The organism is Achromobacter veterisilvae (genome assembly GCF_037619525.1).
In the GTDB taxonomy this organism is placed as follows: domain Bacteria; phylum Pseudomonadota; class Gammaproteobacteria; order Burkholderiales; family Burkholderiaceae_B; genus Achromobacter; species Achromobacter veterisilvae.
In genome coordinates this window covers 1,500,155-1,514,241 of sequence record NZ_CP148753.1, presented here as the reverse complement: position 1 = coordinate 1,514,241, position 14,087 = coordinate 1,500,155, and the positions used below count along the sequence as shown (strand labels likewise).

Genomic DNA, 14,087 nt, shown 5'->3' with positions numbered 1-14,087 from the left:
TTGCTTGTGCGTTGATGTCTGCCTAACATCTATACGCCTCGCGGCTCGTGCCTGAGCGTGCAATCGTCATATGCAGTCGATTTTTGAATTCAACAAAAAAACAGGAGACATCGATGTTTTCCATCAAGCAGTGGATGAAATTTCTGGCCGGAACGGTGTGTCTGGTGTCCGCCGTTCAGGCAAGTGCGGCCGACGCCTACCCCACCGAGTCGATCAAGTTGATCGTGCCGTATGTCCCCGGCGCCAGCACGGACACCCTTGCGCGTATGGTGGGCAAGGACCTGGGCGAGGAATTCAAGAAGCCGGTGATCGTCGAGAACCGCCCTGGCGCGGGCGGAACGATCGCCGCGGATTTCCTGCGCCGTCAGCCTGCCGACGGCTATACGTTCGGCTTTACGACCGACGGCATCATGTCGGTCAACCCGGCCGTCTACAAGAAACTGAACTACGACTCGCTGAAGGATTTCACGCCGTTGTCGATCGCCGTCAACGCGCCCATTGTGCTGGTCGTGCGCTCGGACTCTCCCTTCAAGACGGCTCAGGACCTCATCGCTCATGCCAAGGCGAATCCCGAGAGCCTGAGCTACGGATCGGCCGGCCTGGGCAGCTCCCAGCACATGGCTGGCGAACTGCTGAAAAGCATGGCCGGTGTGAACATCCTCCACGTCCCCTACCGGGGCGGCGAACCGGCGATGACGGACCTGCTTGGCGGCCAGATCAGCATGATGTTCGTCCAGTCGGCCTCCGCCAAGGAATTCGTTTCGGCCGGAAAAATCCGCATCCTGGCCATCGGCAGCCCAAAGCGCAACAAGCAATTCCCCGACATCCCCACGCTCGACGAAATCGGCCTGAAGGGCTACGACTCGGATACCTGGTACGGATTCAATATGCCGGCCAATGCCGACCCGAAGATCGTGGAAACGCTCAACTCGGCCATCGTCAGGTCTCTGAAGAAGCGCCAGGCGCAACTCGAAGGACTGGGCTACGACGTCGTCGCGAGTTCGCCGGAAGAACAGCGCACGAACATCGAGCACAACCTGCAGAAATGGTCGGATGTCGCCAAGAAGGCCGGCGTCTACCACGTTCAATAAGTTCCCTTACGCGTTTACGCACGACCTCGGCAAAGCTGGACATATCACATGACATCGACGCCAAATGCCGCCGCGCTGGCGGGCATCACCGTACTTGACGTCGCGGGCCCCCTGGGGAACTACTGCGGCAAGCTGTTTGCTGACCTTGGAGCCCGGGTAATCCTGGTGGAGCCTCCTGAAGGCGCGCCCACCCGGCATATCGAGCCACGGATTTCCGGTCGAGAGGATCCGGATTCCAGCTTGACTTTCCAGTATCAGAATACGAACAAGGAGAGCATCGCCCTGGACCTGGACAGCGAGGCCGGCCAGGAAGTCTTCCGCAGGCTGGCCAGCCAATCCGCCCTGGTCATTGAAAGCGAACAGCCTGGCGCGATGGCGCGGCGCGGCCTGGGCTTTGCCGATCTGCGCGGGCTCAACGCGTCGCTCACGCTGACCAGCATTACCGCGTTTGGCCAGTCCGGGCCCTTCTCACACTGGCTGGCAACCGATCTTACGGCGATGGGCATGGGCGGAATGATGTACTTGGCCGGCTATCCCGACACGGCGCCGATGGTAGCTTGCGGCGAACAGGCCGTGGGCGCGGCCAACGTATTCGCCAGCGTGGCATCAATGGCCGCGGTGTACGACGCCGAAACCAGCAATATCGGGCAGCACGTGGATGTATCCATGCAGGAATGCGTGGTCCTGGGCATGGAGAACGCCGTCCAGTTCTACGACCTGGAAGGCTCCATCCGCAAGCGCAACGCCGGCACGCAGCGGCTGGCGGGAACCGGCGTATTCGAGTGCCGCGATGGCTATATCTATCTGATGGCGGGCGGCGTGGGCAGCAACAAGTTCTGGGCGGTGACGACGGACTGGCTGATCGGCGAGGGCGTGGCGGGCGCGGAGCAGTTCCGCGAGCCGCGCTGGCTGGACCAGGCCTTTCTCGTGACGGAGGAAGCCAAGCAACGCTTCGGCCAGATCTTCACGCCGTTCGCGCGCACACTGACGAAAGCCGAACTGCACGCCAAGGGCCGCGAGCGCCGCATCCCCCTGGCGCCGATCTGCGATACGCGCGATATCTGCCAAAGCCCGCAACGTGAATATCGAGGGTACTTCGTCGACGTGACGGACGCTTGCGGCACCCGGCTTCGCATGCCGGGCGCGCCATATAAATTGTCCGAAACGCCGTGGGCGCTGCGCAAGCGGGCTCCCCGGCTCGGCGAGCATACCCGGGACATCCTGGCTTGGGCCGGATTCACCCAAGACCAGCAGCAAGTGCTGCGGCAGCAAGGAACAGTGCAATGAGATCTCTATTGGCAGGCGTGCGCGTCATCGATTTCTCGTGGATAGGCGCGGGTTCCTATACGACCAAGATCCTGGCCGACCTGGGCGCGGAAGTGATCAAGATCGAATCTTCCCAACGCCTGGATACGCTGCGGGTGACGAAGCCGTTCAAGGACGGGAAGCCCGGCGTCAACCGCAGCGGCTACTTCGCGGACCGGAATTCGAGCAAGCGCAGCATCACCCTGAACGTCAAGGATCCGCGCGGCCTGGAGATGGCCAAGCGCTTGATCGCCGATGCCCACCTGGTGACGAACAATTTCACCCCGGGGGTGATGGATAAACTGGGATTGGGCTACGAAGCGGTCCGCGCCTTGTCCGAACGCATCGTCTACGCATCGATGTCCATGCAAGGCGCCGAAGGTCCCGAGAAATCCGACCTGGGCTATGGCCTGACGATCGCCGCGCTGACAGGGTTGCAGCACATGACGGGCTTGCCCGATCGCGAGCCCGCCGGCACTGGCACGAACTATCCCGACCACATTCCCAATCCCGGCCACACGGCCTTCGCCATCCTTGCCGCGCTGCGCCATCAACGCCGGACCGGGCGCGGCCAGTTCATAGACCTGGCGCAGATGGAGCCCACCCTGGCGTTCATCGGGCCCGCCCTGATGAATTATCTGGTCAACGGTGTCATCGAATCCCGCCATGGCAATGCAAGGCCGGGACACGCCCCCAGCGGGGTCTATCCCTGTGCGGGAGACGATCGCTGGATTGCCATCGAAGTCTGCGACGACGCTCAATGGGAAAAACTGGCGGCGGTTCTGGGCCTTGCCGTTCAAGCCGGCTGGGCCACCATGCAGGAACGCCTGCTGCACCGCCCGGCGATCGATGCCGAAGTGGCGAAGCGCACGGCAACACACGACATGGCTGGACTCACGCGAGCGCTGCAGGATGCCGGCGTGCCCGCGGGCTCCGTCTACGACGCTCGCGATGTGGTGAACGATCCGCAACTGGACTACCGCCGCCACTGGGTGACCCTGGACCATCCGGAAATGGGCCTGAGCACCTACAACTCGCCCCCTTATCGTTTTTCGAACGCGTATTCCGAACCGTCGTCGCCCGCTCCTCTGCTGGGCCAGCATACCGCTGAAATCTGCCGCGATCTGTTGGCGCTTGACGATGCCACGATCGAGAAACTGAGCGCCGAAGGCGTCCTGTCCTGACGGCCTCGCTCCGAATTTGAACGCATACATCGCAAAGGATAGACCATGGCATTAGATATTGCCGTCCAGGATCATGTCGCCACGCTGACCTTGAACCGCCCCGAAGCAATGAACAGCATCGACCCCGAGATGCGGGGGCAGTTGCATGCCGCCTGGAAACGGATCAAAGAAGACGACGACATCCGCGTCGCCATCCTGACCGGCGCCGGCGACAAGGCCTTTTGCACCGGCTCCGACCTGAAGAAAACCATGCCGCCCAAGGAGAGCTTCGCCGAGCTGGCTTTCGGCCGCGCGCATTCGGATCATCTACTGGAAGGCCTGGATACCGACAAGCCCCTGATCTGCGCCATCAATGGGTATGCGATGGGCGGAGGCATGGAGCTTGCGCTGGCCTGCGATATCCGCGTTGCATCGGACAACGCTGTTTTCGCGCTGTCCGAAGTCCGCATCGGCAGTATCCCGGGCGCCGGTGGCACGCAACGCCTGCCGCGCGCCATCGGCGCATCCAATGCGATGCTGATGCTCCTGACGGGCGACCGCGTGGACGCGGCCGAAGCCCTGCGCATCGGCCTGGTCAGCAAGGTGGTCGGCCGCGACGAACTGCTTCCCGCGGCGCGGGAGATCGCGCTGCGCATTGCGCAGAATGCGCCGTTGTCGGTGCGGTCCATCAAGCGCCTGGTCACCAGCGGCGCCGATATGCCCCTGCCCGCCGCGCTCGACAATGAACGCTATGTATTCGGCCTGCTGCGCGATACGGCGGATCGTATCGAAGGGCGGCGCGCCTTCCAGGAAAAGCGCCCGCCGGTCTACCAAGGCCGCTAGAACAAAGAACACCAGGAGAACAAATTGGATTTTGAATTGCCCGATTCCTCGCGCATGGTGCGCGAGACCGTAGCGCGCTTCGTACAGGAAGAACTCGTTCCCCACGAAGCATTGATCATCCGCCGCGAGGCCGAACGCGGTTTCGCCGACACCGCCCTCATTCCGCCCGAACTGGAAGCCGCGCTGCAGGAAAAGGCGCGCAACATCGGCCTTTGGGGCATCGACGTTCCCGAGGAATTCGGCGGCCAGGACCTGGGCATGCTGACCAAATGCCTGGTGATCGAGCAACTCAAGAACAGTATCGTTCCGTTCGTGCTTCCGCCGGAAAGCCCCAATCTGTTCATGCTCAAGGAGCTATGCAAGGGCGAGCAGGTGGATCGCTATCTGCTGCCCTATTCCCGCGGCGAAAAGAAGAGCTGCCTGGCCTTGTCCGAGCCCGGCGCGGGTTCCGACGCCGCCGCCATCAAGACGCGCGCCGAGCGCAAGAATGGCAAATGGGTGCTCAATGGCACCAAGCTGTGGATCAGCGGCGCGCGCCGCGCCGACTTCATGATCGTGATGGCCGTGACGGACGCGGCGGCCGACAAGCGATCCAAGTTCACGGCCTTCCTGGTCGACAAGGGCACGCCGGGGCTGAGCATCCCGACCTCGTTCCCGATGATCGGCGAATACCACCCCTACGAGGTGGTCTTCGACAACGTCGAACTGGATGACAGCCAGGTGCTGGGCGAAGTGGGCGCCGGTTTCGCTCCCTTGTCCAAGCGCCTGGGCGTGCGCCGCCTTGAAATCGCCTCGCGTTGCCTGGGCTTGGCCACCCGCTGCCTGAACATGATGATCGAACAGGCCAATACGCGCCAGACCTTCGGCGCGCCGCTGGCCGACCGGCAGGCTGTGCAATGGTGGATCTCGGACAGCTACCAGGAGATCGAAATGGTTCGCCTGATGGTCTATCAAATGGCCTGGAAGATGGACTCTGGCAAGGATGTCCGCCTCGATGGCTCGATGGTGAAGGTGCAGGGCACGGAGATGATCACCCGGGTGGTCGATCGCGCCATGCAGTTGTTCGGCGGCATGGGCGTATCGAAGGAGCTGCCCCTGGAGTACATCTCGCGCATGTGCCGCGTCATGCGCATCGTGGAAGGGCCGAGCGAAGTGCACCGGTGGGTCGTGGCGCGCGAACTGCTGCGCAGCGGCATTCCCGCGGCCTGACGGAAAGAGGCGGCCATGGCGGAGTTTTCTTCCATTTCTCCCGGCGTTCGCATCCACGCCGGGGCCGCCGCGCTGGACTTGCTGCCGCGCGAGGCCGCCCGGCTGGGCGCGCGGCGCGCCTTCGTCGTGTGCGGGAACAGCGTGGCGACGCGCACGCCCTTGCTGGCCCGGATCCGCGAGCTTCTCGGCGATCGCTATGCGGGGGCATACACCCGCCTGGGCAAGGACGCGCCGCTGGAAGACGTGCAAGAAGCCGTCCGGCAGGCCGCCGCCTGCCGGGCCGACCTGCTCATCGCGGTCGGCGCGGGCAGCGTCCTGAAAGGAACGCGCGTCATCGCGATGGCGCTGGGCGAAGGGGGAGAGCTGGCGCGGCTCGCCACTCAGTATCCCGAACATGGCGCTCCCGTGAGCCCGCGGTTGCGGCAGCCCAAGCCGCCGATCTTCAACGTGTTGACCGCCGCGACGTCGGCCCAGAACCGGGCTGGCGCCGCCTTGCGGCGCGGCAACGGCGGCCCGCGTTTGGAGTTCTTCGACCCCAGGACCCGCCCCGCCGCGATTTTCTGGGACGCGGAGGCCTTGGCGAGCGCGCCGCCCTCGCTGGCGCTGTCGACCGGGCTGGGAGTCTACTGGCGCGCCTTGATGAACATCGGGGCGGTCCGCCAGGCCAATCCCCTGGTCCAGGCTTCGCGCTTGCATGCCTATACCTTGTCGCGCTCCGCCTTGCCGCGCATGCGGGATCCCGGCGACGTCCAAGCTCGCCTGGATATGTGCGCCGCGGCCTTGTTGCAGAATCGGGACGAGGACGACGGCGGGCGCCCCTTCGACGCGCATTGGGTGGCGCGCTCAGTCTATGCCCTGGGCGCCGCCCTGTTCAATGGCGTCCCGCATCTGGACCAGGGGGCCACCCACGTCTTGCTGACGGCTTCCGCAATCCGGCATTTTGCGGACCTCTGCCCGGATGCCGTCGCGCAAATGGGCAAGGCATTGGACTTGCCGGCGGCCGAGGCCGCGAGACCGGAATGCGTGGCCGAGGCGGTGCAATCGCTGATACAGGGATTGGGCTTGCCCGATCGGCTGGAGGGGGTGTCGAAGCAGGATCGGGAACAGGCCCTGGCGTCTTCCCTGTTCAACTTCAATGCCGATCGCACGCGTGAGCTGAGCCTGTACCGGGACCGGCTGCAAGCCATTCTTCTGGAATCCACCTGATCCCATAGCATCGTTCGGCCGGACCGGCGCCGAAAAGCACATGCCCGCCGCGCGCATGAAGCGCGCGGCGGGCATGTGCTTTGGATGCGTGCCGTCAATTCAGCGCGAATTTCGGTACGCGGTAGCCATCGGGATGATCGGCATAGACCATCTTGACCGGCGCATCGAGCTTGACCTTGTCCAGTTCGGAGTGGTCCATGTACGAAACCATGATGGGGCCTTCCTCAAGCTGCACGGCGACCACCAGATGCGGAGCGGGATAGGCCGGCAGGTATTGGCGATGGAACACCGTCCAGGCGATGATCCTGGCATTTCCCGAAATGGGCGTCCATTCGTACTCCATGCTGAGGCTGACGGGGCACATCGGGCCGGGCGGGTAGCGGAACACGCCGGATTCCGGACAGCGCTGCAACTTCATCCGGCCTTCGGCAATGCTCTCCCACATGGGCGCATCGTAGGGAGAGTACAAGCGGGGATTTTTCTTCATGATCCGGAACCTTCTTCACTGTCCATAAATGATGGACATGGCCTTGCCAGCTACGTCCGAAACGTACTGCACGAAACGGCAGTCGGGCACCTGCCGCTTCCCCTCTTTTCCGCGCGCCTGCCGCACCGCCTCGATCTGGTGGTTCCAGCCTTGCATGTACGACTCCGAGATATGGCCGCCATGCGTGTTGACGGGCAACTTGCCGCCAACGCCGATGCCGTTGTCGGCGATGAACCGGGCGGCTTCGCCAGGCTTGCAGAAGCCGAAGCCCTCCAGCGCGAAAAAGATATGCGGGCTGAAGCTGTCGTACACCATCAGGGCATCGATGTCCTTGGGGCCCACGCCGGCGGCCGCGTATACCTGCTCGGCCGCGCCGCGCTGCGCCGGGAGGTAAAAGTCCATCAAACGCGGCCCGAGGCTGGTGGCATGATGGTTGAGGTCGCTGCGGCCCAGGCCGTGGATCGTCACCGCCTTGTTGTTGGCGAGGCGGCGGGCGCGGCTTGCCTCCATGACGATGAGGGCGACACCGCCGTCATTGATGAGGCAGTAGTCGTTCATCCGCAACGGCTCGGCGATGTACGGCGCGGCCAGGTAATCGTCCAGGCTGAGCGGCTTGTTGCGCATGAGCGCGTTCGGGTTCAGGCTGGCCCATTGCCGCTGGCCGACGGCGACCTGTCCGAGATCGCTGTCGCCGATACCGTGCAATTGCTTGTAGCGCTGGAACATCAGCGCATACAGCGCGCCCTGCGACGTCAGGCCCCAGGGGCTGTGATAGACGTACGACAGGAAGGACCCGCCGCCCATCGCTTCCGGTCCGCCGTACTGGACCGCGGCCGATCGCTGGTCGTTACCGTAGACCAGCGCCACGACCTCGGCCATGCCCGACTTGATCGCCATGACGGCCTGGAACACCGCCTGGACGGCATCCGCCTGCCCGCCCCAGCGGGGATCGATGTTCAGGATCTCTCCCATGCGCTCATAGGCCGTCGTGGGGCCGACGATCAGGCCGTCGACCTCGTCGCGCGAAATGCCGGCGTCGTCCAGCGCCCGCTTGAACGCAAGGGCGGCGTAGCCATAGGAGTCATGCGGCTTTTCGCCATTGCGCACGCGCTTGTAGTCTTCCACCCAATCGGTGTGGCCTATGCCCACCACGGCCGAAATGCCGGATGTGCTGGTGTCCAAGGTATCGGTTGCCACCTGATAAATCTCCCTCAATGTGGACTATTTTTTTAAAACTGGATATCGTTCCACCATTATCTAGGGGTATCGTCGGTTTTGACCACATACAAAAGTCTACAAAGTGAGATTTAGGAGCGTGCAATGAATGCAAGGTTTGAGGATAATGCGGTCACCGACGAGGGCCGCACCGGCACGCAGATGATTCATCGCTGTGCGAAGCTGCTGACGCTGATCACCACGAACAATCGTGTGGGAATGCGTCTGGTGGATCTGTACAAGGCGGCTGATTTCTCGCGCCCGACCGCGCACAGGATCCTGCAGGCCCTGGTAACGGAGCGCCTCGTCCGCCAGGATGGCCGGACCAAGAAGTACTTCCTGGGGTCGCTGGTCTACGAAATGGGCCTGGCGGCGGCGCCGCAATTCGATCTGCGGGATGTCTGTCTGCCGTTCCTGCAACGGGTGGCCGAAGCGACGGGCGACACAGCCTTCCTGACCATACGATCGGGTTTCGACGGGGTCTGCGCGGCGCGCGCCGAGGGTGCGTATCCGGTCAAGGCTTTTGTAACGGATGTCGGCCGGCACCGTCCCTTGAATATCGGCGGCGGTGCGATTGCCTTGTTGAGTTGTTTCGAGGATGACGAGATCGAGCGTATCTACCAGGCCAACAAGGCACGGCTGGATCGGGACTATCCAAGGTTCGATACCGCCACCATGTGGCACCACATCGCGCATGTGCGCAGGAAGGGGTACTTCATCAACGAAGTGCTCGAAGTGCAGGAGATCCTGTCGCTGGCCATGCCGATCTTCGACCGGCACGGGTTGCCGGTGGGCGCATTGAGCGTTTCCGCCTTGAAGAAGCGTCTCGCGGGCAGTTTTCTGCGAGAGAAGGTCGAGATACTGACCAACACCGTGCGCGAGATCCAGGCTGAACTACAGGCGGAATCGAGGGAAGACGAGGCCTAGGCCCGCCTGTCTGCATGCCGGTCCCGGCATTGGGAAATTACCGTCCCGGTCGTTGCGACGACCGGGATTTCATATGAAAAAGGAGCTATTGCATGAAAGTGCTGGTGCCGGTCAAGCGCGTCGTCGACTACAACGTCAAGGTGCGCGTCAAGTCTGATCAGACTGGCGTGGATATCGCCAATGTGAAGATGTCCATGAACCCCTTTGACGAAATCGCCGTCGAAGAAGCGACTCGCCTGAAGGAAAAAGGCGCGGTGGCCGAAGTCGTGGCGGTGTCTTGCGGCGTTGCGCAATGCCAGGAGACGCTGCGCACGGCCATGGCCATCGGGGCCGACCGCAGCGTGCTGGTGCAGACCGACGCCGAACTGCAGCCGCTGGCCGTGGCCAAGCTGCTGAAGGCGCTGGTCGACAAGGAGCAGCCACAACTGGTGATCCTGGGCAAGCAAGCCATCGACGACGACGCCAACCAGACCGGCCAGATGCTGGCCGCGCTGCTGGACTGGCCGCAAGCCACGTTCGCCAGCAAGGTCGAACTGGCCGACGGCAAAGTCACGGTGACGCGCGAAGTGGACGGCGGGCTGGAAACGCTGACGCTCAAGCTGCCGGCGATCGTCACCACCGACCTGCGCCTGAACGAGCCGCGCTACGTCACGCTGCCGAACATCATGAAGGCCAAGAAGAAGCAGTTGGACACCGTCACGCCCGAAGACCTGGGTGTCGATCCCGCGCCGCGCCTGAAGACGCTGAAGGTCAGCGAGCCGCCGGCCCGCAAGGCCGGCATCAAGGTGGCCGATGTCGCGGCCCTGGTGGACAAACTCAAGAACGAAGCGAAGGTGGTCTGATCATGACGACGCTGGTTATTGCCGAACACGATAACGCCCAGCTCAAGGGCGCAACCCTGAACGCCGTCGCCGCCGCCGCCAAGATCGGAGGCGACGTGCACGTGCTGGTCGCCGGCGCCAATGCGCGCGCCGTGGCCGACCAGGCCGCCGCCGCCGCGGGCGTGGCCAAGGTGCTGCTGGCCGACGCCCCGCAACTGGCCGACGGCCTGGCGGAAAACGTCGCGGCCCAGGTGCTGGCCGTGGCGTCGAGCTACAGCCACATCCTGTTCCCGGCCACCGCCTCGGGCAAGAACGTGGCGCCGCGCGTGGCCGCCAAGCTCGACGTGGCCCAGATCTCCGACATCATCGGCGTGGAATCCGCCGACACGTTCCAGCGCCCGATCTACGCGGGCAACGCGATCGCCACCGTGCAATCGGCCGACGCCGTGAAGGTCATCACCGTGCGCACCACCGGCTTTGACGCGGTTGCCGCGCAGGGGGGTTCCGCAGCGGTGGAAGACGTCGCCGCCGTCGCCGATTCGGGCCTGTCCACGTTCGTGGGCCGCGAGGTCGCCAAGAGCGACCGTCCGGAACTGGCCGGCGCGCGCGTGGTGGTCTCGGGCGGGCGCGGCCTGGGCAGCGCCGAGAACTTCAAGATCCTGGATCCGCTGGCCGACAAGCTGGGCGCCGCGCTCGGCGCCTCGCGCGCTGCCGTGGACGCCGGCTACGCGCCCAACGACTGGCAGGTCGGCCAGACCGGCAAGATCGTCGCGCCGCAGTTGTACGTGGCGGTTGGTATCTCGGGTGCCATCCAGCATCTGGCCGGCATGAAGGATTCCAAGGTCATCGTCGCCATCAACAAGGATCCGGAAGCCCCGATCTTCGGCGTGGCCGACTACGGCCTGGTGGGCGACCTGTTCCAGGTGGTGCCGGAACTGGCCGGCAATTTGTAATTCCCGGTCTGCACTCACAACGAACCGGCCTTCGGGCCGGTTTTTCCATTGAGGCGGGATTTTCACTATATGGACCGGTTCCCCCGCCTGCTGCGTCCGCAAGGGCTCGCAACTTGCGTAGAGTGTCTGCTATGCCGACAGCCTGCACCGTGAGGCGATCGGATCACGCAAAACACCTCTTTGGGCCTGCACGATGCACACTCCGGACAGCTTGCCATTCGTCATGATGCGCGGCGGCACGAGCAAAGGAATCTTTCTCCGGGAATCCGATGTTCCTGCCGACCGTGAATCGCTGACGGCCCTATTGCTCGACATCTTTGGCAGCCCCGACCGCCGCCAGATCGACGGCTTGGGCGGAGCCGACAAACTGACCAGCAAGGCTGCCATCATGGGCCCGCCACGCCGCGAAGACAGCGACGTCAGCTACCTCTTCGGCCAGGTCGGCATCCTGGCCCCGGAAGTCGATTACAACCTGAACTGCGGCAACCTGACGGCTGCCGCCGGGGTATACGCGATTGAAAGCGGCCTGGTCACGCCGCGGGACGGACATACGCTGGTACGAGTTCACAACCTGAACACAGATCGGATCGTCCATGTCAGCGTCCCGACAACGTCGACTCAGGTCATCACGCAGGGCGATTTGCAGATCGGCGGGGTTCCTGGGCGTGGCGCGCCCATAGCGCTGGATTTCTCGCGGGCAGTCGGCGCAATCACGGGCCGGCTGCTGCCCTTCGGAGAAGTGCAGACAGAGATCGCCGTTCCAGGCAGAGAAAGCGTGACGGTATCCGTCGTGGATGGCGCGAATCTCGTCATCTACGCCCGCGCCGAGTCCTTCGGACTATCCGGCACAGAAGATCCCCAGGTCATCGATAGCGACCTTGCGCTTCGTGCCCACATGGATGCGGTGCGCCGCGAGGTCGCTATCCGCCTGGGATTGAGCGACTATTGGCACCAGCGCAGCGCCCCTTCCACGCCGATGCTGGTAATGCTGCAAAAGCCGCGCGATTACCATACGTGCACGACGGGCGAACTGATCAGCGCCGATCGCCTGGACCTCGTGTGCAGACAGTACGCCTCCGGCTCTGCCAGTAAAACCTTGGCCGGCACGGTCACGGTCACGACCGGCATGGCTTGTGGAATCTCCGGCAGCCTTCCTGCGCAATTGTGCGGCGCGCCGGGCCCGAGACGTTATACGTTCGGACATCCAAGCGGTGTTATCCACGTCGATGCCAGCGTGGCGCGGCGCGGCAACGAATGGCATGTTGAACAGGCCGCAATAGAACGGACCGCAAGGCGCATCGCGGAAGGTCGTGTTTTCCTGCGGGGGAATTCCCTGTAATCGACGGACGGCAGGGTATTTTTTTCCGACGGATCCCGCAGCGTTCCACATTGGATCACGTCTGGCATTGGCCAAGCCACGAAACTGCTGATACGCGGCGGAAGGGGGGGGCGTTTTCTTGAATATGCCGCCGTGGGCTTGCACGGCGGAGGGACCCTGGCGGCCCGTCCTGGCGGATGGGCTTGGCGTTTTGGGCACACAATGGCCCCACGCCGGACCTAAGTCCTTGATTCGATGGCGCGCCCGACAGGAATCGAACCTGTATCAAGAGCTTCGGAAACTCTCATTCTATCCATTGAACTACGGGCGCAGTGCAAGGAGGCGGTATTGTACCTAGTTTTCGGGGAACTGCATGAAGCGGATCGAATCTTCCGCCAAACTCAGCGAAAACCCCGGCAGTTGCATTGGCCCCGTGTCTATGACACCGTTATATAATCCAGCGTTTGCTTGCAAGGCGGGCCATCATCGCCGCCGACTTGTGCAGTACTGATTTTCTGTTGCCGCCGCCAGGCGCCCCCGGTACCCGTTAGCAGGATTTGGTCATGAGCAACGAGCAGGAACACATAGAAGAGCACTCCTCCCCCATCAAAACCCCGAAGCAACTGATCGTCACGGTCGTACTGTCTTTCGTGGTTCCCATCGCCATCATCATCCTACTGGTGAACATGGTGGCTTCGGGCACCAAGGTAGGGGCCGGTTCGGATACGATGTCCAACGAAGCCGTCACCAAGCGCATCGCCCCAGTCGCGGGTTTTGCCTTGGTCGATGCCAATGCCCCCAAGGTCTTCAAGACCGGCGAACAGGTTTTCTCCACCGTCTGTACGGCCTGTCACACCGCCGGCGTGGCGGGTGCCCCCAAGGTCGGCGACAACGGCGCGTGGGCTCCGTTCATCAAGGCCGGCTACGACGCCATGCTGAACGTGGCCCTGCACGGCAAGGGCGGCATGCCCGCCAAGGGCGGCAACCCCGCGCTGTCCGACTACGAAGTCGCGCGCGCGGTGGTCTACATGGCCAACAAGTCGGGCGGCTCGCTGCCCGAACCCGCCGCTCCGGCCGCGGAAGGCGACAAGAAGGAAGCGGATGCCGCCCCGGCCGCCGCTCCCGCAGCAGCAGCAGCAGCCGCGCCTGCGCCCGCGGCTCCCGCGCCCGCCGCGGCTCCGGCTCCGGCCGCGCAAGCCCCGGCGCCCGCCGCTCCGCAAGCGGCCGCGGCCGTCAACCCGGCCGGCGAAAAGCTGTACAAGAGCGTCTGCTTCGCCTGTCACGCCACCGGCGTGGCCAACGCCCCCAAGTTCGGCGACAAGGCCGCCTGGGATCCCTACATCAAGACCGGCATGGACGCCATGGTGAAGGTCGCCATGCAGGGCAAGCCGCCGATGCCCCCGAAGGGCGGCGCGGCCGACGCCTCCGAAGACGACATCCGCGCAGCCGTGCAATACATGGTGGACGCCGCCAAGTAAGCCATCGCGCCGCTCAAGCAAAAAGCCCCTCGAATCTGCATTCGAGGGGCTTTTTCTTGGGACCGGGAGGC

Annotated in this window: 13 protein-coding genes and 1 tRNA gene; 11 read left to right on the top strand and 3 right to left on the bottom strand. The window is 63.7% G+C overall.

The features are described from left to right. Window positions 1-113 precede the first annotated feature (113 nt). The 6 genes from WHX56_RS07075 to WHX56_RS07050 are packed head-to-tail and all read left to right on the top strand — an operon-like array spanning window position 114 to window position 6,817. Entirely contained in the window at window positions 114-1,091 is a 978-nt protein-coding gene (locus WHX56_RS07075; protein WP_129241468.1) for a Bug family tripartite tricarboxylate transporter substrate binding protein, read from the top strand. Between the two features lie 48 nt (window positions 1,092-1,139). Beyond that, the gene (locus tag WHX56_RS07070) at window positions 1,140-2,378 is read left to right on the top strand and encodes a CoA transferase (protein WP_338880849.1); all 1,239 of its coding nucleotides are present in this window, start codon (window positions 1,140-1,142) and stop codon (window positions 2,376-2,378) included. Next, the gene (locus WHX56_RS07065) at window positions 2,375-3,580 is read left to right on the top strand and encodes a CoA transferase (protein WP_338880848.1); all 1,206 of its coding nucleotides are present in this window, start codon (window positions 2,375-2,377) and stop codon (window positions 3,578-3,580) included. Before WHX56_RS07070 ends, WHX56_RS07065 begins: the two co-directional genes overlap by 4 nt. A gap of 45 nt (window positions 3,581-3,625) precedes the next feature. Next, window positions 3,626-4,402, top strand: a complete 777-nt coding sequence (locus WHX56_RS07060) for an enoyl-CoA hydratase/isomerase family protein (protein ID WP_129241465.1) — start codon at window positions 3,626-3,628, stop codon at window positions 4,400-4,402. A gap of 24 nt (window positions 4,403-4,426) precedes the next feature. Further along, complete coding sequence (locus WHX56_RS07055; protein ID WP_338880847.1) at window positions 4,427-5,611, top strand: acyl-CoA dehydrogenase family protein; 1,185 nt, start codon at window positions 4,427-4,429, stop codon at window positions 5,609-5,611. A 15-nt stretch (window positions 5,612-5,626) separates the two neighbouring features. Next, on the top strand, window positions 5,627-6,817 hold the full coding sequence (locus tag WHX56_RS07050) for an iron-containing alcohol dehydrogenase (protein WP_338880846.1): 1,191 nt from the start codon (window positions 5,627-5,629) through the stop codon (window positions 6,815-6,817). Between the two features lie 94 nt (window positions 6,818-6,911). On the opposite strand, the gene WHX56_RS07045 is transcribed toward WHX56_RS07050, so the two are convergent. Together WHX56_RS07045 and WHX56_RS07040 are read right to left on the bottom strand one after the other, a co-directional pair. Next, the gene (locus WHX56_RS07045; protein ID WP_129241462.1) at window positions 6,912-7,304 is read right to left on the bottom strand and encodes a Zn-ribbon domain-containing OB-fold protein; all 393 of its coding nucleotides are present in this window, start codon (window positions 7,302-7,304) and stop codon (window positions 6,912-6,914) included. Window positions 7,305-7,319: 15 nt separating this feature from the next. Further along, window positions 7,320-8,501, bottom strand: a complete 1,182-nt coding sequence (locus WHX56_RS07040; protein WP_338880845.1) for a thiolase family protein — start codon at window positions 8,499-8,501, stop codon at window positions 7,320-7,322. Between the two features lie 123 nt (window positions 8,502-8,624). On the opposite strand from WHX56_RS07040, the gene WHX56_RS07035 reads away from it, so the two are divergent. The 4 genes from WHX56_RS07035 (at window position 8,625) to WHX56_RS07020 (ending at window position 12,559) form a co-directional block, all read left to right on the top strand. Then, the gene (locus tag WHX56_RS07035) at window positions 8,625-9,446 is read left to right on the top strand and encodes an IclR family transcriptional regulator (protein WP_129241461.1); all 822 of its coding nucleotides are present in this window, start codon (window positions 8,625-8,627) and stop codon (window positions 9,444-9,446) included. A 92-nt stretch (window positions 9,447-9,538) separates the two neighbouring features. Further along, entirely contained in the window at window positions 9,539-10,288 is a 750-nt protein-coding gene (locus WHX56_RS07030; protein WP_338880844.1) for an electron transfer flavoprotein subunit beta/FixA family protein, read from the top strand. A gap of 2 nt (window positions 10,289-10,290) precedes the next feature. After that, on the top strand, window positions 10,291-11,220 hold the full coding sequence (locus tag WHX56_RS07025) for an electron transfer flavoprotein subunit alpha/FixB family protein (protein ID WP_338880843.1): 930 nt from the start codon (window positions 10,291-10,293) through the stop codon (window positions 11,218-11,220). Between the two features lie 193 nt (window positions 11,221-11,413). Beyond that, on the top strand, window positions 11,414-12,559 hold the full coding sequence (locus WHX56_RS07020; RefSeq protein ID WP_338880842.1) for a PrpF domain-containing protein: 1,146 nt from the start codon (window positions 11,414-11,416) through the stop codon (window positions 12,557-12,559). A 235-nt stretch (window positions 12,560-12,794) separates the two neighbouring features. On the opposite strand, the gene WHX56_RS07015 is transcribed toward WHX56_RS07020, so the two are convergent. Further along, window positions 12,795-12,869: transfer RNA gene (locus WHX56_RS07015), tRNA-Arg, on the bottom strand. Window positions 12,870-13,101: 232 nt separating this feature from the next. Between WHX56_RS07015 and WHX56_RS07010 the strand changes: the two genes are divergently transcribed. Next, on the top strand, window positions 13,102-14,016 hold the full coding sequence (locus WHX56_RS07010) for a c-type cytochrome (RefSeq protein ID WP_338880841.1): 915 nt from the start codon (window positions 13,102-13,104) through the stop codon (window positions 14,014-14,016). Window positions 14,017-14,087: the final 71 nt, after the last annotated feature.

Coding starts and splice junctions, on each gene's coding strand:
- WHX56_RS07035 (WP_129241461.1), top strand. CDS start 8,625: ATGAATGCAAGGTTTGAGGATAATGCGGTCACCGACGAGGGCCGCACC.
- WHX56_RS07010 (WP_338880841.1), top strand. CDS start 13,102: ATGAGCAACGAGCAGGAACACATAGAAGAGCACTCCTCCCCCATCAAA.
- WHX56_RS07045 (WP_129241462.1), bottom strand. CDS start 7,304: ATGAAGAAAAATCCCCGCTTGTACTCTCCCTACGATGCGCCCATGTGG.
- WHX56_RS07075 (WP_129241468.1), top strand. CDS start 114: ATGTTTTCCATCAAGCAGTGGATGAAATTTCTGGCCGGAACGGTGTGT.
- WHX56_RS07070 (WP_338880849.1), top strand. CDS start 1,140: ATGACATCGACGCCAAATGCCGCCGCGCTGGCGGGCATCACCGTACTT.
- WHX56_RS07025 (WP_338880843.1), top strand. CDS start 10,291: ATGACGACGCTGGTTATTGCCGAACACGATAACGCCCAGCTCAAGGGC.
- WHX56_RS07030 (WP_338880844.1), top strand. CDS start 9,539: ATGAAAGTGCTGGTGCCGGTCAAGCGCGTCGTCGACTACAACGTCAAG.
- WHX56_RS07020 (WP_338880842.1), top strand. CDS start 11,414: ATGCACACTCCGGACAGCTTGCCATTCGTCATGATGCGCGGCGGCACG.
- WHX56_RS07065 (WP_338880848.1), top strand. CDS start 2,375: ATGAGATCTCTATTGGCAGGCGTGCGCGTCATCGATTTCTCGTGGATA.
- WHX56_RS07060 (WP_129241465.1), top strand. CDS start 3,626: ATGGCATTAGATATTGCCGTCCAGGATCATGTCGCCACGCTGACCTTG.
- WHX56_RS07050 (WP_338880846.1), top strand. CDS start 5,627: ATGGCGGAGTTTTCTTCCATTTCTCCCGGCGTTCGCATCCACGCCGGG.